This is a genomic window from Blastococcus sp. SYSU D00695, from assembly GCF_054050555.1.
Genome location: NZ_JBJGZP010000010.1, coordinates 107303 through 127082, shown reverse-complemented (window position 1 = coordinate 127082; position 19780 = coordinate 107303). Strand labels below are relative to the sequence as shown.

Sequence of the window (19780 nt, the reverse complement as noted above, 5' to 3'; positions counted from 1 at the left end):
GGGAGAGAGCAGTGCCGGGGAGAGGGGGTGGTTGTGTAGGCCCCCGCACGAAAGCGAGGCGCAGACGGCCCCCCCCCCCCGGGGGGGGCCCCTTCTCGCATTCCCCCGACCCGCGCACACGACCGCACTCCTGCACCGGGCAGGACCGCGCTGCCGCACGGAGCAGGACCGCGGTTCTGCGCAGCTGGTCAGCGGCGGCGGCGTTCCTTCGTCGTTGCTCCGACGTTGTCGGCGAGCCAGCGGTTGAGGTCCACCACCTCACGCCAGGCCGTCCGGACGCGGTCCAGCGCCTGCCGCGAGTGCAGCCAGTCCGCGGGCTCCCACTGCTGGGAGACGTTCAGGGACCGGTGCAGCAGGAGGTCGGCGCGGTCGTCGGCGGGGACGTCGAAACCGCGCGGCGGTCGGGTCAGCCGGTCTCCGCCGACCGCCCAGCCGAGGGACACCAGCCGGGCGATCTCCGCCGCGAGGCGGGGCCCCTGGACGTCGTCGACGACGGCGCGCCGGTACCGGGCCACCTGGTCGGACTCCAGCCGCCACGCGCCGCCGGCCACCCGGAGCCCGTCCGCCGAGATCTGCACGTACCAGGCGCCGGCACCGCCACCGGGCTGCTCGTCGACCACCGCGCCCTGATGGGTCTTGTACGGCGTCTTGTCGTGGCTGAAGCGCACGTCGCGGTGCGGGCGGAACAGCTTCGCGGCGCCGAACTCGGCGGCGAGCTCGTCCACGAGCGCCTGCATCGGCGCACGCACGCTCGACTCGTAGACCGGCCGCTGCGCCGTCCAGTAGGTCCTGCTGTTGTCCGCCTCGAGGCTCTCGTAGAACATCAGGCCCTCGTCGGGGAAGCCCTCGAACGTCACCGCGCCTCCGTCTCGTCCAGCACCGCGTGCCAGGACACCTCGCGCAGCGGCGCCGCCCCGGTGTCGAGCGTGCGGACCCACCGTTCCCGGGCCCAGCCGGCGGACTCCAGGAACCGCGCCGTCACCCGGTCGGCCTCGGGCACCCACATCTGCAGCCGCGCCGCGCCGCCGGCGCCCGCGAGGTCGGCGACCGCGGCCAGCAGCCGGCTGCCGTGGCCGCGGCGTCCCCACCGCGGCTCGACCGACAGCGCCGCGACCTGGGTGGTCGGACCCTCCGCTGCGCCCGGGTCGCCCGGGGACACCTCCGGCGGGCCGTAGGCGGCGAAGCCGACGACCGCGGCGCCCTCGACGGCGACCAGCACGCCGTGCGCCGGCGTCGGCGGCGACAGCACCGCGGCCCGCCACACCTCCGTCGCGGCCGCGTCGTCCCAGTCGTCGAGCAGCTCCGGCGGGAGCACCTCGCGGTAGGCCGTCCGCCACGTGACGGCCTGGACGCGGGCGACCTCGGCGGCGTCCGACGCCCGCGCCGGCCGGACCGAGACCTCGGCGGTCCCGGTCGACCGGGGGAAGGCGGGCGGTTCCACGCGGGCAGCGTAGGCGCAGGTGGGGGCGGGAACCGTCGGTACCGGCAGGCAGGATCGTCAGGCGTGACCGTCCCCGCCGTCGACCGGCTCCCCGCCCCGCTGGCCCGGCGCATCGCCCTGGCGGCCCAGGGGCTGGCGGACCCGCGCCCGTCCGGCGCCCTGGACAGCCGGCAGCTGCGCCGGGTGACCGACCGGCTCGGCGTCGTCCAGCTCGACTCGGTCAACGTCGTCTCCCGGTCGCACTACCTGCCCTACTTCAGCCGTCTGGGCGCCTACCGCCGGGCGGGGCTCGACGACTTCACCGACCGCCGGCACGAGGTCTTCGAGTACTGGGCGCACGAGGCGTCCTTCCTGCCCGTGCGGCTGCACCCGTACCTGCGCTGGCGGATGGCGGACGCGGAGCGGACGGCCTGGGGGAACATGGTCCGGCTCCAGCGGGAGCGCCCGGGCTACGTCGCCGAGGTGCTGGACCGGGTGCGCGTGCACGGGCCCACCAGGGCCAGCGAGCTGCTCGAGACGCGGCGCGAGCGGCCGGGCACCATGTGGAACTGGCACCCGGCCAAGACCGCGCTCGAGTGGCTGTTCTTCGCCGGCGTCCTCACCTCGCGCTGCCGCACCGCGGGCTTCGAGCGGGTCTACGACCTCACCGAGCGCGTCCTTCCGGCGGCCGTCCTGCAGGCCCCGACCCCGGAGCCGGCGGAGGCGTTCCGCGAGCTCGTCCGCACGGCGGCCCGGGCGCTCGGTGTCGCGACCGAGCGCGACCTGCGGGACTACTTCCGGCTGCGCCCGGCGGCCGCGCGCACGGCGATCGCGGAGCTGGCCGACGCCGGGGAGCTGCTGCCCGTGGAGGTCGACGGCTGGGGCGCGCCGGCCTGGCTGGACCCGGCCGCCCGCCGGCCGCGGTGGGCCCGCGCGCGGGCGCTGCTGAGCCCGTTCGACTCGCTGGTCTGGGAGCGGCCCCGCGTGGAGCGCATGTTCGGCTTCCGGTACCGCCTCGAGATCTACACGCCCGCGGCGCGGCGGGTGCACGGCTACTACGTGCTGCCGTTCCTCCTCGGCGACCGGCTGGTGGCCCGCGTCGACCTCAAGGCCGACCGGAAGGCCGGCGCCCTGCTCGTCCAGGCCGTGCACGCCGAGCCCGGGGTCGACCGGGCCGAGGTGGCCGCCGAGCTCGCCGAGGAGCTGTCGCTCATGGCCGGCTGGCTGGAGCTGGAGCAGGTCGTCGTCTCCGGGGCCGGGGACCTCGCGCCCGAGCTCGTCGCCGTCACGGCGTGAGGCGGACCCCGGCCAGCCGCCGCACCACGGCCAGGCCCGCCGGGCTGCCCGGCCACGCGCGGTCCAGCGCGTCGGCGCCCGCCCGCCGCACCACGGCACGCAGCGCGAGCGCGACCACGACGACGTCGTCGGCGTAGCCGAGCACCGGCACGACGTCCGGCACCAGGTCGATCGGCGACAGCAGGTAGGCCAGCAGCAGCCACAGCCGCACCCGGACGCCGCGCGGGACCTCCCGGTCGCGGGCCAGCCGCTCGACCAGCCGGACCAGGTCCGGCAGCAGCCGCAGGGCCTCGCGCACGGTCAGGTCCGCCGGCCGGGAACGCCACAGCAGCGCCAGCAGCAGCGCCCACAGGACCAGCACCCCGCCGACGACGGCCAGCAGCGTGGCCCACCACTCCATGACCGAGAGTGTGGCTGGTCGGCTACATCGCATCCCGCCACCCGTCGGGAGAGGCGCGTGGATCGCGCACAGCCACGTAGATTGGCTCTCCGTGGTAGGCACCGCCGGGCAGCCGGTCGACACGCAGTACGAGGACCTCCTGCGGCGCGTGCTGGAGCAGGGGACGCCGAAGTCCGACCGCACCGGCACCGGCACGGTCAGCCTGTTCGGCGAGCGGTTGCGCTACGACCTCTCCGCCGGCTTCCCGCTGCTGACCACCAAGAAGGTGCACCTGCGCTCGATCGTGGTCGAGCTGCTGTGGTTCCTTCGCGGCGAGAGCAACCTGGCCTACCTGCACGAGCACGGCGTCACCATCTGGGACGAGTGGGCGTCGCCGGCCGGCGAGCTCGGCCCGGTCTACGGCGTCCAGTGGCGTTCCTGGCCGACGCCGTCGGGGGAGACGGTCGACCAGCTCACCGGGGTGCTGGACACCCTGCGCCGCGACCCTGACTCCCGCCGGATGGTGGTGTCCGCCTGGAACGTGGCCGCCCTCCCCGAGATGGCGCTGGCCCCCTGCCACGCCCTGTTCCAGTTCCACGTCGCCGGCGGGCGGCTGTCCTGCCAGCTCTACCAGCGCAGCGCGGACATGTTCCTCGGCGTGCCCTTCAACATCGCCAGCTACGCGCTGCTCACCCACATGGTCGCCGCGCAGGTCGGCCTCGAGCCCGGCGACTTCATCTGGGTGGGGGGCGACTGCCACGTGTACGACAACCACCACGAGCAGGTGCGCGAGCAGCTGTCCCGCCCGGCCCGGCCGTTCCCCACGCTGGAGCTGGGGCCGGCGCCGTCGCTGTTCGACTACACCCCCGGTCACGTCGCCGTCCACGGGTACGACCCGCACCCGGCCATCCGCGCCGCCGTCGCCGTCTGACCCCGCGGATGGCGATCTCGCTGATCTGGGCCCAGGCGCGGGACCGGGTCATCGGCGCGGACGGCGCGCTGCCCTGGCACCTGCCCGAGGACCTGCGCAGCTTCCGCGCCCTGACCACCGGGTCGACGGTCGTGATGGGCCGGCGCACCTGGGAGTCGCTGCCGGCGCGGTCCCGCCCGCTGCCCGGCCGCACCAACGTCGTGCTCACCACCGACCGGCGGTGGGCGGCCGACGGGGCGCAGCCCGCGCACTCGGTCGACCAGGTGCTCGACCGGTACCCCGACTGCTGGGTGATCGGCGGCGGCACCGTGTACGCCCAGTTCCTGGCGCAGGCCGAGCGCGCCGTGGTCACCGAGGTCGACCTGGCCGTCGAGGGCGACACCCGGGCGCCGGTCCTGGACGCCGGCTGGCGGCTGGTCGCCCGCACGCCGGACGAGGGCTGGACGACGTCGCCGTCCACCGGGCTGCGCTACGCGGTCCGCGACCACCGGCGCTGAGCGCCCGGACAGCGGGTGGCGTCGGCCCGGCTGGGTAGATTCACCCCATGACCAGCGACCCCGCCCGGCCGTTCGGGCGCGTGCTCACGGCGATGGTCACGCCGCTGGCCGAGGACGGCTCGATCGACCTCGCCGGCGCGCAGGAGCTGGCCGCCCACCTGGTCGACCGCGGCGCGCACGACGGCCTGGTCGTCGCCGGGACGACGGGGGAGTCCCCGACCCTCAGCGACGCCGAGCAGCGCGCCGTCCTCGAGGCCGTGCTGGACGCCGTGGGCGACCGCGCCGTCGTCGTCGCCGGCGTCGGCACCAACGACACGGCGCACTCCATCGACAAGGCCCGCGACGCCGAGCGCCTGGGCGCCCACGGCCTCATGGTCGTGACGCCGTACTACAACAAGCCGCCGCAGGCGGGCCTGCTGCGGCACTTCACCGCGGTCGCCGACGCCACCGACCTGCCGGTGATGCTCTACGACATCCCGCCGCGCAGCGTGGTGCCGATCGAGGTCGAGACGCTCGTGCGGGCCGCCGAGCACCCGCGCATCGTCGCGGTGAAGGACGCCAAGGGCGACCTCGGCGCCGTCGCCTGGACCCTCGCCCGCACCGACCTCGCCTACTACAGCGGCGAGGACATGCTGAACCTGCCGCTGCTGGCCCTCGGCGCGGTCGGTGTGGTCAGCGTCGTCGGCCACCTGGTCGGGCCGCGCCTGGCCGAGCTCGTCGCCGCGGTGGAGTCCGGCGACCTGGTCAAGGCGCGGGCGGTCAACGACAGCCTGCTGCCGGTCTACACCGGCGTCTTCCGCACGCAGGGCGTCATCCTCGTCAAGGCGGCGCTCCGCGAGCTGAGGCTGCCCAGCGGCCCCGTCCGCCCGCCGCTGGTCGACGCCACCCCCGAGCAGCTCCAGCAGCTGCACCACGATCTCGCCGCCGGAGGCGTCAGCCTGTGAGTGCACCGACCCAGCCCCACCTGGACCTGAAGACCCCGCCGCCGCTGCCCGCCGGTGGCCTGCGCGTGATGGCCCTGGGCGGGCTCGGGGAGATCGGCCGCAACATGGCCGTCCTGGAGTTCGAGGGGCGGCTGCTGGCCATCGACTGCGGGGTGCTCTTCCCCGAGGCCGAGCAGCCGGGCGTCGACCTGATCCTCCCGGACTTCGGCGTGATCGAGCACCGGCTCGACGACATCGACGCCGTCGTCCTCACCCACGGGCACGAGGACCACATCGGCGCCCTGCCCTACCTGCTGCGGCTGCGCGAGGACATCCCGCTGGTCGGCTCCCGGTTCACCCTCGCGCTGGTCAAGGCCAAGCTGCGCGAGCACCGCATCGACCCGGTGCTGGTCGAGGTCGCCTCCGGCGACGACCACGTCGCCGGCCCGTTCCACTGCGAGTTCATCGCGGTGAACCACTCGATCCCCGACGCGCTGGCCGTCGCCGTGCACACCCCGGCCGGCCTGCTGGTGCACACCGGGGACTTCAAGATGGACCAGCTGCCCCTCGACGGCGTGCTGACCGACCTCGGCGCCTTCGCCCGGCTGGGCATCGAGGGCATCGACCTGCTGCTGGCCGACTCCACCAACGCCGAGATCCCCGGCTTCGTCACGAGCGAGCGCGCCATCGGGCCGGTGCTGGAGGACGTGTTCCGCCGCGCCACCCAGCGCCTCATCGTGTCCAGCTTCGCCAGCCACGTGCACCGCATCCAGCAGGTGCTCGACGCCGCCGAGAAGCACGGCCGCAAGGTCGCCTTCGTCGGCCGCTCGATGGTCCGCAACATGGGCGTCGCCCGCGACCTCGGCCTGCTGCGCGTCGCGCCCGGCCTCATGGTGTCCCTGGACGAGGCGACGTCCATGCCGGCCGAGCAGGTCGTGCTCGTCAGCACCGGGTCGCAGGGAGAGCCGCTGTCGGCGCTGGGCCGGATGGCCCGCGGCGAGCACCACCAGGTGACGATCGAGGCCGGGGACACGATCGTGCTGGCCTCGTCCCTGGTGCCGGGCAACGAGACCGCCGTCTACAAGGTCATCAACGGCCTCGCCCGGCTGGGCGCGACGGTCATCCACAAGGAGACGGCGATGGTGCACGTCTCCGGACACGCCCCCGCCGGCGAGCTGCGCACCCTGCTCAACGTGGCCAAGCCCCGCTACCTCATGCCGGTGCACGGCGAGTGGCGGCACCTGCGCGCGCACGCCGCCCTCGCCGAGCAGACCGGCATGGGCACCGACCGGATCATCCTGGCCGAGGACGGCGTCGTCGTCGACCTCGTCGACGGCAAGGCCTCGATCGTCGGCAGCGTGCCGATCGGCAACGTCTACGTCGACGGGCTGAACGTCGGCGACGTCGGCGAGGAGTCCCTGCAGGAGCGCCGCATCCTCGGCGACGAGGGGTTCGTGGCGCTCACCGTCGTCGTCGAGCCCTCGACCCGCACCATCGTGCGGCCGGTGCACCTGTCCACCCGGGGCTTCTCGCAGAACCCGGCCGCCTTCGACGAGGTGCTGCGGCTGGTCGAGGACAACATCCGGCGCACCCTCGACGACGGTGAGGTCGACGCCCACCGCCTGTCGCAGGTGATCCGCCGGACCGTCGGCAAGTGGGTCAGCGACACCTACCGTCGCCGGCCGATGATCATCCCCACCGTCCTGGAGGTCTAGGACCCGCCTGGGCTCCTGCGGTGTTCCCCGCGCTCCTGCGGTGCTGCAGCACCGCGAGAGCGGGAGGAACACCGCAGAGGTGGGGTCAACCGCGCCGCACCTCGATCGGCGTGATGTCCTCGTCGGCGGGGAGGTCGAAGCCCCACACCTGGGCGTAGAAGGACAGCTCGCCGTCGAGTGCGGCGCGGATGTTCTCGGCCCGGCGGAAGCCGTGCTGCTCGCCGGGGAAGCGCAGGTAGGCGTGCGGCACCCCGCGCTCGCGCAGCGCCGCCACGATCGCCTCCGCCTGCTCCAGCGGCACGATCCGGTCCTCCTCGCCCTGGAACACCGCCAGCGGGGTGTCGAGGGTGTCCACGTGCGACAGCGGCGAGCGCTCCGCGTAGACGTCGGCGCGGTCGGGCCACGGCGCCACCAGGCCGTCGAGGTAGCGGGACTCGAACTTGTGCGTGTCCCGGGCCAGCGCGCCCAGGTCGGCCACGCCGAAGTGGCTGGCGCCGGCCGAGAAGGTGCCCGGGCGCATCGCCAACGCGGCGAGCGTGGTGAACCCGCCGGCCGAGCCGCCGCGGATGGCCATGCGGGCCGGGTCGACCCGCCCCGCCCCGGCCAGGTACCGGGCGCAGGAGATCACGTCGTCGAGGTCGACGAGCCCCCAGCGGCCCTGCAGCGCGTCGCGGTAGCGCCGGCCGTAGCCGGTCGAGCCGCGGTAGTCGACGTCGGCGACGCAGAACCCCCGCGAGGTCCAGTACTGCACCCCGAGGTCGAGCACCGGCGTCGCGGCCGCGGTCGGACCGCCGTGCACGACGACCAGCAGCGGCGGCAGGTCGCCCCCCGCCGCACGGACGCCGGGGTTGGCCGGCGGGTACACCAGCGCGTGCGCGGTGCCGATGCCGGTGCCCCCGTCCGGGGTGGGGAAGGAGACGCGCTCGGGCCGGGAGAACCAGGCCGGGTCCAGCCCGAGGTCGCGCGCCGGCCGCAGCACCTGCGCGGCCCCGCCGTCCAGCGGCACCCGCAGCACGACCGGCTCCGCCGAGGGACCGCCGGCCACGCACACCACGGCGTCCCCGGCGGCCTGCAGCGAGCGGAAGGCGGCGAACCCGGGCGTCGGCAACGGCCGAAGCCGGCCGTCGGTCTCCCGCACGGCCAGCTGCTCCCCGGCGTCCGCGGGGACGGCCACCACCAGCCGGCCGTCGGCGCAGCGCGCCACCCGGCTGGCGCCGAACTGCCACTGCGGCCCGGCCAGGTCCGCACCGACGTCGAGCACCGGCTCCGTCGAGCCGTCGGGACGGCGCCGGTACAGCGACCAGACGTCGGAGCGGTCGGAGAAGAACAGCAGCGACCCGTCCGGCTCCCACACCGGCTGCACCACCGACTCCCCGCGACCGCCGGCGACGACGTCCTCGGTGCCGTCGGCCGAGCGCACCACCAGCTGCGCGGCGTCCCACGGCATCGTCGGGTGGTCCCACTGCAGCCAGGCCAGCGCCCCGCCGGGCCCGGGCCGCGGGTCGGAGACGAAGTCCGGCCCGGTGACCAGGACCTCCACGGCGCCGTCGTCGGCCACCCGCACGACCTCGTTCACGACCTCGGCGGCCCGGCCCGAGGCGGTGTGCGTCTCGCGGACGGCCAGGACGCCGCCGGGCACGACCCGCAGGTCGGCGAAGCGCACCCCCGAGGGGACCTCCGGCTCGGCGCTGACCGCGACCGGTCCGGCGTCCCCGGGGGCCAGCCGGTACAGCCGCTGGTCGGCGAAGTCGGTGAACCACAGGACCCCGGCGGAGACGGTCCACGCACCGCCGCCGTACTCGTGCACGCGGGTGCGGGCGTTCCACGGCGCAGGGAGGACGTCGGTCCCCGTCCCGTCGGCGGAGCGGCGCACGAGCGCGGACCGGCCGGCCTCCTGGGGGCGTGACTCGGCCCACCACACGTCGTCCCCGTCCACGACCACCTCCCCGAGCCGGGCGGCCGCCCGCACCACGAGCGCCGAGGTGAGGGGCGTGGACCAGCTGCCGGTGATGCCGACCGTGCGCTCTGCCATGGCCCGACCGTAGGGCGGCAACACGTCGGTCCGCCTGCCCGGACCGAACCGTCCGCGGGATTACCGTCTGACGCATGCCTGCGCGCGGAACGACGACCCGCCCGGCGGCCGGTCGGGGTACCGCCCGCGGCCGGTCGGGGTCCACGGCCAGCCGCAAGCGGCCGCCGGTCAAGGGCGGGCGCAAGCCCGCCGCCCGCACCACCGCGGCCCGCAAGCCCGCCGCCCGGCAGCCGTCGGGGCCCGGCGCGGCCGCCTCCCTGTTCCGGGCCGTCGGCAGCGGCTGGTCGCTGCTGGCCCGCGGCGCCGGCGGTCTCGCCCGCTCGGTCGCCCGCCCGCAGGAGACCGAGCCGCTGGCCCCCGAGCACCGCCGCGACGGGGTGGGCCTCGCCGTCCTCGGCCTCGCCGTCGTCCTGGGCGCGGCCGCCTGGACCGACGGCATCGGGCCGGTCGGCACCGGGCTGGCCACCGGCGTCTCGTTCGTGCTCGGCGTCCTCGTGCTGGTCCTGCCCGTCGTGCTGCTGTGCGCGGCCCTGCGGCTGCTGCGTCGCGGCCCCCGGCCCGAGGCGCGCGGCCGGCTGGTGATCGGCTGGGTGTGCGCGCTGCTGTCGGTCGTCGGCGTCGCGCACGTCGTGGCGGGGGACGCCGACATGTCCGCCACCGACCCCGGCTCGGGCGGCCTGCTCGGCTGGGCGATCGGGACACCGCTGACCGCCGGGCTCGGCCGGGTCGTCGCCGTCGTCCTGCTCGTCCTGCTGGCCGTGTTCGGCCTGCTCGTCATCACCGCCACCCCCGTCCACCAGGTCCCCGAACGGCTGCGCGCCTGGCTCGACCGCGTCACCGGGCGCGACGAGGACGAGTACGACGAGGAGTACGACGAGGACGACTACGACGACGAGGAGCTCGTCCCGTCCACCCGCCGCGGCCGCCGCACGGCGCTGTCGGAGGACCTGACCGCCACCGGTCCGGTCATCGACCACGGCGCGATGGCCGAGGCCCCCGAGGCCACCCGCACCACGGCCCCCGACCACGTCGAGGTCCCGACCGGGCTGCCCCCGGTCCCGGCGCCGGTGGCGCGGCCGAAGGTCGTCGACCGGACCGCCCCGCCCGAGGACCTCCCGCCGATCGACGAGCCGCAGCAGCTGGTCATCCAGCCGGTCGAGGGCGACTACGTGCTGCCCGCGCTGTCGCTGCTGCGCCCCGGCACCCCGCCGCGGGCCAAGTCGCAGGCCAACGACGCCGCCATCGAGGCGATCACCGGCGTGCTCGAGCAGTTCAACATCGACGCCGCCGTCACCAGCTTCACGCGCGGCCCGACGGTCACCCGGTACGAGATCGAGCTCGGCAACGCGGTCAAGGTCGAGAAGATCACCGCGCTGACCAAGAACCTCGCCTACGCCGTCGCCAACGACAACATCCGGATCCTCGCGCCGATCCCCGGCAAGTCCGCGGTCGGCGTGGAGGTGCCCAACACCGACCGCGAGACCGTCAGCCTCGGCGACGTCATGCGCTCCGGCGCGGCCAAGCAGGACCCGCACCCCATGCTGGTCGGCCTGGGCAAGGACATCGAGGGCGGCTTCGTCTGCGCCAACCTGGCGAAGATGCCGCACCTGCTCGTCGCCGGCGCCACCGGCGCCGGCAAGTCCAGCTGCATCAACTCGCTGCTGACGTCGCTGCTGCTGCGGGCCACCCCGGAGCAGCTGCGGATGATCCTGGTCGACCCGAAGATGGTCGAGCTGACGCCCTACGACGGCATCCCGCACCTGATCACGCCGATCATCACCGACCCGAAGAAGGCCGCGACGGCGCTGGCCTGGCTGGTCGAGGAGATGGAGCAGCGCTACCAGGACATGCGCGCCTCCGGCGTCCGCCACATCGACGACTTCAACCGCAAGGTCGAGCGCGGGGAGATCACGGCGCCGCCCGGCAGCGAGCGGGTCTACCAGCCCTACCCCTACATCCTCGCGATCGTCGACGAGCTGGCCGACCTGATGATGGTCGCCCCGCGCGACGTCGAGGAGTCGATCGTCCGGATCACCCAGAAGGCCCGTGCGGCCGGCATCCACCTGGTGCTGGCCACCCAGCGCCCCTCGGTCGACGTCGTCACCGGCCTCATCAAGGCCAACGTGCCCTCGCGGCTGGCCTTCTCGACCTCCAGCCTCACCGACAGCCGGGTCATCCTCGACCAGCCGGGCGCGGAGAAGCTGATCGGCATGGGCGACGCCCTGTTCATGCCGATCGGCGCGGGCAAGCCGGTCCGCGTGCAGGGCGCCTACGTGTCCGACGCCGAGATCGAGGCGGTCGTCGAGTTCACCAAGCGCCAGGCCGAGCCGGAGTACCGCGAGGAGGTCTTCACCGCCGCGGCCGGCGAGAAGAAGGAGATCGACGAGGACATCGGCGGGGACCTGGAGCTGCTGGTCCAGGCCGTCGAGCTCGTGGTCACCAGCCAGTTCGGGTCGACGTCGATGCTGCAGCGCAAGCTGCGCGTCGGGTTCGCCAAGGCCGGGCGGCTCATGGACCTGATGGAGACCCGCGGCATCGTCGGGCCGTCGGAGGGCTCCAAGGCCCGCGACGTGCTGGTCAAACCCGACGAGCTGGAGGGCACGCTGTTCCTGCTCCGGAACGGTGGGGGAGCGGAGGGCTGAGCGTCACCCTCCGTTCGCCCGACGGGCGCGGGCGCGGCGACTACGATGAGCGGGTGACACCTCCGCCCAGCCCTGCCCGCACGGTGGCGGTGGTGACCCTCGGGTGCGCCCGCAACGAGGTCGACTCCGAGGAACTGGCCGGCCGGCTGGCCGCCGACGGGTACCGGCTCGTCGAGGACGCCGAGGGCGCCGACGCCGTCCTCGTCAACACCTGCGGCTTCATCGAGTCGGCCAAGAAGGACTCCGTCGACGCGATCCTGGCCGCCACCGACTCCGGCGCCGAGGTCATCGCCGTCGGCTGCATGGCCGAGCGGTACGGCTCCGAGCTGGCCGGCGCGCTGCCCGAGGCCACCGTCCTGGGCTTCGACGACTACTCCGCCATCGGCGACCGGCTCGACGACGTGCTCGCCGGCCGGCCGCTGGTGCCGCACACCCCGCGCGACCGCCGCACCCTGCTCCCGATCAGCCCGGTCGAGCGCACCGCCGCGGTGGTGCGCGACGACGCCCCGGCCATCCCCGGCCACGGTTGGCTGCAGCGCAAGCGGCTGGCCTCGGGCCCGTCCGCGGCGCTGAAGCTGGCCTCCGGCTGTGACCGCCGGTGCGCGTTCTGCGCGATCCCCGCCTTCCGCGGCGCCTTCGTCTCCCGCCCGCCGGCCGAGGTCCTCGAGGAGGCCCGCTGGCTGGCCGGGCAGGGCGTCACCGAGCTGGTGCTGGTCAGCGAGAACAACACCTCCTACGGCAAGGACCTCGGGAACCTGCGGCTGCTGGAGGAGCTGCTGCCGCAGGTGGCCGCCGTCCCCGGCATCGCCCGGATCCGGATCGCCTACCTGCAGCCGGCGGAGCTGCGGCCGGGGCTCGTCGAGGTCATCGCCGGCACCGCGGGCGTCGCGCCGTACTTCGACCTGTCGTTCCAGCACTCCTCGCCGTCCCTGCTCCGCCGCATGCGCCGCTTCGGGGGCACCGAGGACTTCCTGGCGCTGCTCGCCCGGGCCCGCGAGCTGGCCCCCACGGCGGGCTTCCGGACGAACGTCATCCTCGGCTTCCCCGGGGAGACCGAGGAGGACGTCGCCGAGCTCGAGCGCTTCCTGGTCGGGGCGCGGCTGGACGCGGTCGGCGTCTTCGGCTACTCCGACGAGGAGGGCACGGAGGCCGTGGGGCTGCCCGGCAAGCTCGACCAGCACGAGATCGACGCGCGGGTCCGGCGGATCACCGACCTGGTCGAGGAGCTGACCGCCCAGCGCGCCGAGGACCGTCTCGGCGAGCGGGTGGAGGTGCTGCTGACCGAGGACCTGTCGGCGGAGGAGGGGCCCGGCGTCTGGCTCGGCCACGCCGCCCACCAGGACCCCGACGCGGACGGGACGACGACCGTCACGGGCGTGGCCGCCGGCGCCGTGCCGGGCCGGCTGGTGACCGCCGAGGTCGTGGCCACCGAGGGCGTCGACCTGGTCGCCGAGGTCGTGGCCCCGGTGGCCGCCGCCCCCGCCGAGGCCGGACGCCGAGCGCGATGAGCGACGTCGCCCCCGACCCGGCCGCCACGCCGGTGACGTCGGTGCGGCTGGTCAACCTGCCCAACGCGCTGACCGTGCTCCGGCTGGCCGTGGTGCCGGTGTTCGCGGTGCTGCTGCTCACCGACGGCGGGCTCGACGACAGCCAGCGCATCTGGGCGATGCTCTTCTTCGGCGCGGCGATCATCACCGACCGGTACGACGGCCTCATCGCCCGCCGCACCGGCCAGGTGACCGAGTTCGGCAAGCTCGCCGACCCCATCGCGGACAAGGCGCTCACCGGCACGGCGCTCGTCGGGCTGTCGGTGCTGGAGCTGCTGCCGTGGTGGGTGACCGGCGTGATCGTCCTGCGCGAGGTCGGGGTGACCCTGCTCCGGTTCTGGGTCATCCGGCACGGCGTGATCGCCGCCAGCCGCGGCGGTAAGGCGAAGACCGTGGTGCAGGCCCTGGCGATCGGGCTCTACATCCTGCCGCTGACCGGGGTGCTCGCGTCGGCCCGCTGGTGGGTGATGGCGGCCGCGCTCGCGCTCACCGTCGTGACCGGCCTGGACTACGTCGTCCGGGCACTGGCCCTGCGCCGGACGAGCGCCCGCGCGATGCGGGCGGCCGCCGCGCGGCGGGCCGCCGCCGGCGGGCCCGGCGAGGCCGGCGAGCGCACCGACACCGCGGCCTGAGGCCGCCCCGGTGACCGCCGCCGCCGGCGGGCCGGTGCCGGGCCGCTGCGCCGGGACCGGGAAGCCGGGGTCGGACCTGGGCGTTACGCCGTGAGCGGACGCGGTGGGGACCGGCGGCTCCCCGTCCCCGGCGCCGCGTACCGTGAGCGCACGACACCTCCCCGGGGTGGCGCCGCTTCCGCACAGGCACGACAGGAGACGGGCATGACGCTGTTGCGCACCCAGCTGGGCACGACCCTGCGCGGGCACCGGCTGCGGCAGCGGCGCACGCTGCGCGACGTCTCCGGCGCCGCCCGGGTCAGCCTGGGCTACCTCTCCGAGGTCGAGCGGGGCCAGAAGGAGGCCTCCTCCGAGCTGCTCGCCTCCATCTGCGACGCGCTGGACCTGGAGCTGGCGGACCTGCTGGCCGAGGTCAGCCGCGAGTTGCGCGCCCCCGACCCCGGCCTGCGCCCCGTGCCGCCCACCGCCGCGGCCGCCCGCCCGGCGGCGGAGGCCCCCGCCGAGGGCGCCGACCTCCCGGCCGGGGAGCCCGCCCTGGCGCTGGTCGGTGCCGGCCAGCCGGCCCGCTCCGCCCTGCGCCGCGGAGAGGCCGTCTCGCTCGCCGCATGAGCGGACCCGGCTCCGCCCGGCGCGCGCACGGTCGCGGCGGGCGCCGGGGTCGTCCGGGACCGGGTCGATGCCCCGGGTGCTGAGCCGCACCCGTGCCGGGCTGCTCCGCGGTGCCCTCACCGCGTTCGCCCGTGCCGGGCTGCGGGCCAGCACCATGCAGGAGATCGCCGCGGCGGCGGGCGTGTCCAAGGCGACGCTGTACAACCACTTCCGCACCAAGGACGAGGTGGTCCGCGCTCTGCTCACCGCCGAGCTCGGCCGGCTGGCCGACGAGGCCGCCGCCCTCCCGCCGGCCGAGGCCCTCGTCCTGCTGGCCGACGCGGTCGCCGAGCACCCGGTGCTGCGCACCCTCCGGCGCACGGACCCCGGCGAGCTCGTCGCCCTGCTCGGGGCCGCGCCCGACCGCTGGCAGGAGGTGACCGGCGAGCTCGCCGGGGTCCTGGACGCCGACGCCGACCTCGCCCAGGTGGCGGCGCGCTGGCTGGTCGGGCTGGTGCTGCAGCCCGGGGACGCACCCGGCCGGCGCCGGCAGGCCCGCCGCCTCACCGCCGTCCCCCCGCCGCCCCCGGTCGGGTGAGGCGCCGGGCGTCCGTGCGGCGGGCCGGTCACCGTGCCATGGTGGGGGTCCTCGCCGTGCCGCGACGGAGCGGTGCGGCGCGTCCGGCCCTGCGGAGCACGCCTTGCGGTACCTCTTCCGACCCCCGGCCACCGACGGCGCCGCCCTCCTGCCGCTGCCCTGGCACCTGCCGCTGGAGGAGTGGGATCCCGAGCTGACCCTCGACGTCCCCCAGCGCGGCATCTCCCGGCACGTCGTCCGTTTCGTCGCCGCCGAGGGGCGGGTGTACGCCCTCAAGGAGATCGCCGAGCCGCTCGCCCGGCACGAGTACGCGCTGCTCGGTCAGTTCGAGGAGGAGGGGCTGCCGGCGGTGTCGGTGCTGGGCATCTGCGTCGACCGGCCCCACGACCAGCAGGCGGTCCTGGTCACCCGGTACCTCGAGTACTCGATGTCCTACCGCTACCTGTTCTCCCGGCCCACCAGCGGGCACTCCGCCGAGCAGCTGCTCGACACCATGGTCGTGCTCCTGGTGCGGCTGCACCTGGCCCGCATCTTCTGGGGCGACTGCTCGCTGTCCAACACGCTGTTCCGGCTCGACGCCGGCACCCTGGCGGCCTACCTGGTCGACGCCGAGACCGCCGACCGGCAGCCGACCCTGTCGCGCGGCCGCCGGATGTACGACGTCGAGCTCGCCCGCGAGCGGGTCGGCGCGGAGCTGATGGACCTGAGCGCGGGCGGCCTGCTCCCCGAGGGCATCGACCCCGTCGCCGTCGCCGACGACCTGCCGCGGCGCTATCAGGCGCTGTGGGAGGAGGTCACCCGGGAGGAGGTGTTCTCCCGCGACGAGCAGCGCTACCGGGTGGCCGAGCGGCTGCAGCGGCTCAACGACCTGGGCTTCGACGTGGGGGAGGTGGAGCTGGTCGACAGCCCGGACGGCGGCGTCCGGCTGCGCGTGGAGACCCGGGTCGCCGAGCCCGGGGGGAACCGGCGCGAGCTGTTCCGGCTGACCGGGCTGGAGGCCCAGGAGCGGCAGGCGCGGCGGCTGGTCAACGACATCCGGGCCTTCCGGGCCTACCTGGAGCAGAAGGCCGGCGGGGCGGTGCCGGAGACGGTGGCCGCGCACCGCTGGCTGGCCGAGGTGTACCAGCCCGTCGTCTCCGCCGTCCCGCCGGAGCTGGCCGGGCGGCTGGAGCCTGCCGAGGTGTTCCACGAGGTGCTGGAGCACCGCTGGTTCCTGTCGGAGCGGGCCGGCCGGGACGTCGGCACCACGCGGGCGGCGCGCTCCTACTTCGCCACCGTGCTGCCCCGGACCCCCGAGGAGTTCACCACGCCGTCGGTCATCGCCAACCGGCCCTGACCACGGCAGATCGGTGGTAACGGCCGAGTGACGACCGACTTGCGCCCGGCTGTGAGGGAGGCCACGGTACGGGACGTGCGGTGATCGACGGAGCTCGCCGAGATGGAGGCGATGACTGGTGCCCAAGGCGTTGAGGAGAGGTCTCGGCGGAGGTGCGGCGGCGTTGGTCCTCGCCACCACCCTCGCCGCGTGCGGCGGGGACGACGGCGGCCCCCCGACACTCACCTGGTACACCAACCCCGACTCCGGCGGGCAGGCCGAGATCGCGGCGAAGTGCACCGAGGAGTCCGGCGGGGCCTACGAGATCACGACCGAGGTGCTGCCCCGCCAGGCGGCCGGCCAGCGCGAGCAGCTGATCCGGCGCCTGGCCGCCGAGGACTCCTCGATCGACATCATGAGCCTCGACCCGCCGTTCATCCCGGAGTTCGCCGAGGCGGGCTTCCTCGCCCCCGTCCCGGAGGACCTCGCCCAGCGGGTCACCGAGGGCGTCGTCGAGAGCGCGATCCAGGGGTCCACCTGGAACGACGAGCTCGTCACCGTGCCGTTCTGGGCCAACACCCAGCTGCTCTGGTACCGGGCGTCCGTCGCCGAGGCCGCCGGCCTGGACACCGACGCCGCGGACACCTGGACCTGGGACGACATCATCGCGGCGGCGCAGGGCCAGGACGTGCTCATCGGTGCCCAGGGCATCCGCGCCGAGTCGCTGACGGTGTGGCTGAACGCGCTGATCTCGTCGGCCGGCGGCGCGATCATCGCGGAGAACTCCGACGACCCGGAGGACATCCAGCTCGGTCTCACCTCCGACGAGGGGCGGCGCGGGGCGGAGATCATGCGGGCGGTCGCCGACTCCGGCCAGGTCAGCGCCGCCTTCTCCACGGAGAACGAGGACGCCTCGGCCACCGGCTTCGAGAGCGACCGCGGCGGCTTCATGGTCAACTGGCCGTACGTCTACGCCCGCGCCCAGTCCGCGGTGGAGGCCGGGAACCTCGACGCGTCGGTCCCCGAGGACTACCGCTGGACGCTCTACCCGCGGGTCGACGCGGACACCGAGCAGGCCCCGCCCTACGGCGGCGTCAACCTCGGCATCGGGGCCTACAGCGAGCACGTGGACCTGGCCTACGAGGCAGCCGAGTGCATCGTCTCGGACGAGAACCAGGCCGAGTACATGATCACCAACGGCAACCCGGCCTCCAGCATCGCCGTCTACGACGACCCCGACGTGCAGGAGGCCTACCCGATGGCCGACACCATCCGGGAGTCGCTCGAGCTGGCAGCGCCGCGACCGCAGACCCCCTACTACAGCGAGGTCTCCGGTGGCCTGCAGCGGGAGTACCACCCGCCGGCCTCGGTGGACCCGCAGTCGACCCCGGACGCGGCCACCGACCTCATCGAATCCGTCCTGGCAGGAGACGAGCTGCTATGACCCAGACGACGCTCCCCCCGGTCGAGAAGACCCCACCGGTCTCGGCACCGCGTCGGGCGCTGAGCGACCGGTCGCGGGCCGAGCGCAAGCTCGGCTGGATGCTGGCCGGCCCGGCGTTCCTCGTGATGCTGGCCGTGACCGCCTATCCGATCCTGCAGGCGGTCTACGACTCGCTGTTCAGCTACCGGCTCACCGACCCGGACAACAAGGCGTTCAACGGCCTCACCAACTACTGGGTCGTGCTCAGCGACTCCCTGTGGTGGACGGCGCTGGGCGTCACGCTGCTCATCACGGTGGTCACCGTCCTGGTCGAGCTGGTCCTCGGCTTCGCCCTGGCGATGGTCATGGCGAAGATGCTGCGGTCGCTGCGGCCGGTCGTGCGGGCCGCGATCCTCATCCCGTACGCGGTCATCACGGTCGTCTCGGCGTTCGCGTGGCAGTTCGCGTTCGACATCGACACCGGGTTCGTCAACAGCTGGTTCGCCTGGATACCCGGGGTCTCCGGGGACACGGACTGGTTCGGCGGCACCGCCTCGTCGCTGTTCGTCATCTGCCTGGCCGAGATCTGGAAGACCACGCCGTTCATCTCCCTGCTGCTGCTGGCCGGTCTCGCGCAGGTCCCGGAGGTGCTGCAGGAGGCGGCGAAGGTCGACGGCGCGACGTGGTGGCAGCGGTTGTGGCGGGTGACCCTGCCAAACATGAAGGCGGCCATCATGGTCGCCCTGCTGTTCCGCACCCTGGACGCGTTCCGGGTCTTCGACAGCATCTTCATCATGACCGCGGGGGCCAACAAGACCGAGTCGGTGTCGTTCCTGGCCTACCGCCAGACGATCTCCCGGTTGGAGATCGGACTCGGCTCCGCGGTGTCGGTCCTGTTGTTCGTCTGCGTGGTGCTGCTCGCCCTGGGCTTCATCAAGGGCTTCAAGGTCGACCTGTCCCAGGCGAGGGGTGAGTGATGTCCCGCAAGGAGAAGACCTGGTGGATCATCGGCGGGATCGCGATCATCATCTACTGCCTGTTCCCGATCGCGTGGATCGTCTCGGTGTCGCTCAAGGCGCCGTCGGACCTCGCCAACGGGCAGTTCCTCCCGTCCAGCTTGAGCTGGACGAACTACAACGAGATCCTCACCGGTGACGCCAGCGACCTGTTCCTGCCGGCCTTGCGGAACAGCTTCGGCATCTGCCTGATCGCCACGGCGATCTCGTGCCTGCTGTCGATGTTCGCGGCCTACGCGATCGCCCGGCTGGACTTCCCGGGCAAGAAGCTGATCCTGTCGACGGCGCTGGTGGTGGCGATCTTCCCGGTCATCTCGATCGTCACGCCGCTGTTCAACGTGTGGCGGCAGATCGGGCTGTACGACACGTGGCTGGGGTTGATCATCCCGTACCTGTCGCTGACCCTGCCCATCTCCATCTGGACGATGTCGGCGTTCTTCCGTGAGATCCCGTGGGAGATGGAGCAGGCGGCACAGGTGGACGGCGCCACCACCTGGCAGGCGTTCCGGAAGGTGATCGTGCCGCTGGCCGCCCCCGGCGTGTTCACCACGGCGATCATCGCGTTCTTCATCGCCTGGAACGACTTCGTCTACGGCATCTCGCTGACCTCGACCGACGCCGCCCGCCCGGTGCCCGCGGCGCTCGGCCTCTTCTCCGGTGCCTCGCAGTTCGAGGACCCGACCGGCGCGATCGCCGCCGCCGCGGTGATCGTCACGATCCCGGTCGTCGTCCTGGTCCTGCTCTTCCAGCGGCGCATCGTCGCCGGTCTCACCAACGGCGCGGTCAAGGGGTGACGCGCCTCATGTCCCTCATCGCACCGCACCCC

18 protein-coding genes are annotated in these 19780 nt (G+C 74.3%); 14 read left to right on the top strand and 4 right to left on the bottom strand.

Annotated features, from left to right (window positions below):
- Positions 1-188: 188 nt before the first annotated feature.
- Both ACI781_RS09225 and ACI781_RS09220 read right to left on the bottom strand, forming a co-directional pair.
- Positions 189-857, bottom strand: coding sequence for a DUF2461 domain-containing protein (locus ACI781_RS09225; RefSeq protein ID WP_456565792.1), 669 nt, complete (start codon positions 855-857; stop codon positions 189-191).
- Positions 854-1441: an N-acetyltransferase family protein gene (locus ACI781_RS09220; RefSeq protein WP_456565791.1), complete on the bottom strand. Its 588-nt coding sequence runs from the start codon at positions 1439-1441 to the stop codon at positions 854-856. Before ACI781_RS09220 ends, ACI781_RS09225 begins: the two co-directional genes overlap by 4 nt.
- Positions 1442-1504: 63 nt before the next feature.
- Here ACI781_RS09220 and ACI781_RS09215 point away from each other — a divergent pair, with 63 nt between their 5' ends.
- Positions 1505-2716: a winged helix-turn-helix domain-containing protein gene (locus ACI781_RS09215; protein WP_456565790.1), complete on the top strand. Its 1212-nt coding sequence runs from the start codon at positions 1505-1507 to the stop codon at positions 2714-2716.
- Here ACI781_RS09215 and ACI781_RS09210 read toward each other — a convergent pair.
- Entirely contained in the window at positions 2706-3116 is a 411-nt protein-coding gene (locus ACI781_RS09210) for a YkvA family protein (protein ID WP_456565789.1), read from the bottom strand. The two genes, ACI781_RS09215 and ACI781_RS09210, sit on opposite strands and share 11 nt — an antisense overlap.
- A gap of 91 nt (positions 3117-3207) precedes the next feature.
- On the opposite strand from ACI781_RS09210, the gene ACI781_RS09205 reads away from it, so the two are divergent.
- Genes ACI781_RS09205 through ACI781_RS09190 form a run of 4 tightly spaced genes read left to right on the top strand, consistent with a single transcriptional unit; the run spans position 3208 to position 7161 of the window.
- Positions 3208-4026, top strand: a complete 819-nt coding sequence (locus tag ACI781_RS09205; protein ID WP_456565788.1) for a thymidylate synthase — start codon at positions 3208-3210, stop codon at positions 4024-4026.
- A gap of 8 nt (positions 4027-4034) precedes the next feature.
- Positions 4035-4523: a dihydrofolate reductase gene (locus ACI781_RS09200; RefSeq protein WP_456565787.1), complete on the top strand. Its 489-nt coding sequence runs from the start codon at positions 4035-4037 to the stop codon at positions 4521-4523.
- A 47-nt stretch (positions 4524-4570) separates the two neighbouring features.
- Positions 4571-5467 carry a 4-hydroxy-tetrahydrodipicolinate synthase gene (gene dapA, locus ACI781_RS09195; RefSeq protein WP_456565786.1) on the top strand — a complete coding sequence of 299 codons (897 nt, stop codon included), beginning with the start codon at positions 4571-4573 and terminating at the stop codon, positions 5465-5467.
- Complete coding sequence (locus ACI781_RS09190; protein WP_456565785.1) at positions 5464-7161, top strand: ribonuclease J; 1698 nt, start codon at positions 5464-5466, stop codon at positions 7159-7161. Before dapA ends, ACI781_RS09190 begins: the two co-directional genes overlap by 4 nt.
- A gap of 85 nt (positions 7162-7246) precedes the next feature.
- Here the strand turns inward: ACI781_RS09190 and ACI781_RS09185 are convergent, their stop codons facing one another.
- Positions 7247-9193 (bottom strand): S9 family peptidase, encoded by a 1947-nt coding sequence (locus ACI781_RS09185; RefSeq protein ID WP_456565784.1) that lies wholly within the window; start codon positions 9191-9193, stop codon positions 7247-7249.
- A gap of 74 nt (positions 9194-9267) precedes the next feature.
- Between ACI781_RS09185 and ACI781_RS09180 the strand changes: the two genes are divergently transcribed.
- From ACI781_RS09180 to ACI781_RS09140, 9 genes are all read left to right on the top strand, one after another.
- Positions 9268-11835: a DNA translocase FtsK gene (locus ACI781_RS09180; protein WP_456565783.1), complete on the top strand. Its 2568-nt coding sequence runs from the start codon at positions 9268-9270 to the stop codon at positions 11833-11835.
- A gap of 53 nt (positions 11836-11888) precedes the next feature.
- The gene (locus ACI781_RS09175; RefSeq protein ID WP_456565782.1) at positions 11889-13343 is read left to right on the top strand and encodes a MiaB/RimO family radical SAM methylthiotransferase; all 1455 of its coding nucleotides are present in this window, start codon (positions 11889-11891) and stop codon (positions 13341-13343) included.
- Positions 13340-14014, top strand: a complete 675-nt coding sequence (gene pgsA, locus ACI781_RS09170; RefSeq protein ID WP_456565781.1) for a CDP-diacylglycerol--glycerol-3-phosphate 3-phosphatidyltransferase — start codon at positions 13340-13342, stop codon at positions 14012-14014. The genes ACI781_RS09175 and pgsA overlap by 4 nt, the downstream gene beginning before the upstream one ends.
- A 204-nt stretch (positions 14015-14218) precedes the next feature.
- Complete coding sequence (locus ACI781_RS09165; protein WP_456565780.1) at positions 14219-14623, top strand: helix-turn-helix domain-containing protein; 405 nt, start codon at positions 14219-14221, stop codon at positions 14621-14623.
- A gap of 67 nt (positions 14624-14690) precedes the next feature.
- Entirely contained in the window at positions 14691-15200 is a 510-nt protein-coding gene (locus ACI781_RS09160) for a TetR/AcrR family transcriptional regulator (RefSeq protein WP_456565779.1), read from the top strand.
- 103 nt (positions 15201-15303) lie between these two features.
- Positions 15304-16536: a DUF4032 domain-containing protein gene (locus ACI781_RS09155; RefSeq protein WP_456565778.1), complete on the top strand. Its 1233-nt coding sequence runs from the start codon at positions 15304-15306 to the stop codon at positions 16534-16536.
- Positions 16537-16699: 163 nt separating this feature from the next.
- Positions 16700-17959, top strand: a complete 1260-nt coding sequence (locus ACI781_RS09150) for an extracellular solute-binding protein (RefSeq protein WP_456565777.1) — start codon at positions 16700-16702, stop codon at positions 17957-17959.
- Positions 17956-18915 carry a carbohydrate ABC transporter permease gene (locus ACI781_RS09145; RefSeq protein WP_456565776.1) on the top strand — a complete coding sequence of 320 codons (960 nt, stop codon included), beginning with the start codon at positions 17956-17958 and terminating at the stop codon, positions 18913-18915. Before ACI781_RS09150 ends, ACI781_RS09145 begins: the two co-directional genes overlap by 4 nt.
- The gene (locus ACI781_RS09140) at positions 18915-19748 is read left to right on the top strand and encodes a carbohydrate ABC transporter permease (RefSeq protein WP_456565775.1); all 834 of its coding nucleotides are present in this window, start codon (positions 18915-18917) and stop codon (positions 19746-19748) included. Before ACI781_RS09145 ends, ACI781_RS09140 begins: the two co-directional genes overlap by 1 nt.
- The last annotated feature ends 32 nt before the right edge of the window (positions 19749-19780 follow it).

What these genes read in the sequence shown, in the direction of transcription:
- ACI781_RS09165 (WP_456565780.1), top strand. Translation starts at nt 14,219, where the DNA reads ATGACGCTGTTGCGCACCCAGCTGGGCACGACCCTGCGCGGGCACCGG.
- pgsA (WP_456565781.1), top strand. Translation starts at nt 13,340, where the DNA reads ATGAGCGACGTCGCCCCCGACCCGGCCGCCACGCCGGTGACGTCGGTG.
- ACI781_RS09210 (WP_456565789.1), bottom strand. Translation starts at nt 3,116, where the DNA reads ATGGAGTGGTGGGCCACGCTGCTGGCCGTCGTCGGCGGGGTGCTGGTC.
- dapA (WP_456565786.1), top strand. Translation starts at nt 4,571, where the DNA reads ATGACCAGCGACCCCGCCCGGCCGTTCGGGCGCGTGCTCACGGCGATG.
- ACI781_RS09140 (WP_456565775.1), top strand. Translation starts at nt 18,915, where the DNA reads ATGTCCCGCAAGGAGAAGACCTGGTGGATCATCGGCGGGATCGCGATC.
- ACI781_RS09180 (WP_456565783.1), top strand. Translation starts at nt 9,268, where the DNA reads ATGCCTGCGCGCGGAACGACGACCCGCCCGGCGGCCGGTCGGGGTACC.
- ACI781_RS09200 (WP_456565787.1), top strand. Translation starts at nt 4,035, where the DNA reads ATGGCGATCTCGCTGATCTGGGCCCAGGCGCGGGACCGGGTCATCGGC.
- ACI781_RS09145 (WP_456565776.1), top strand. Translation starts at nt 17,956, where the DNA reads ATGACCCAGACGACGCTCCCCCCGGTCGAGAAGACCCCACCGGTCTCG.
- ACI781_RS09160 (WP_456565779.1), top strand. Translation starts at nt 14,691, where the DNA reads ATGCCCCGGGTGCTGAGCCGCACCCGTGCCGGGCTGCTCCGCGGTGCC.
- ACI781_RS09185 (WP_456565784.1), bottom strand. Translation starts at nt 9,193, where the DNA reads ATGGCAGAGCGCACGGTCGGCATCACCGGCAGCTGGTCCACGCCCCTC.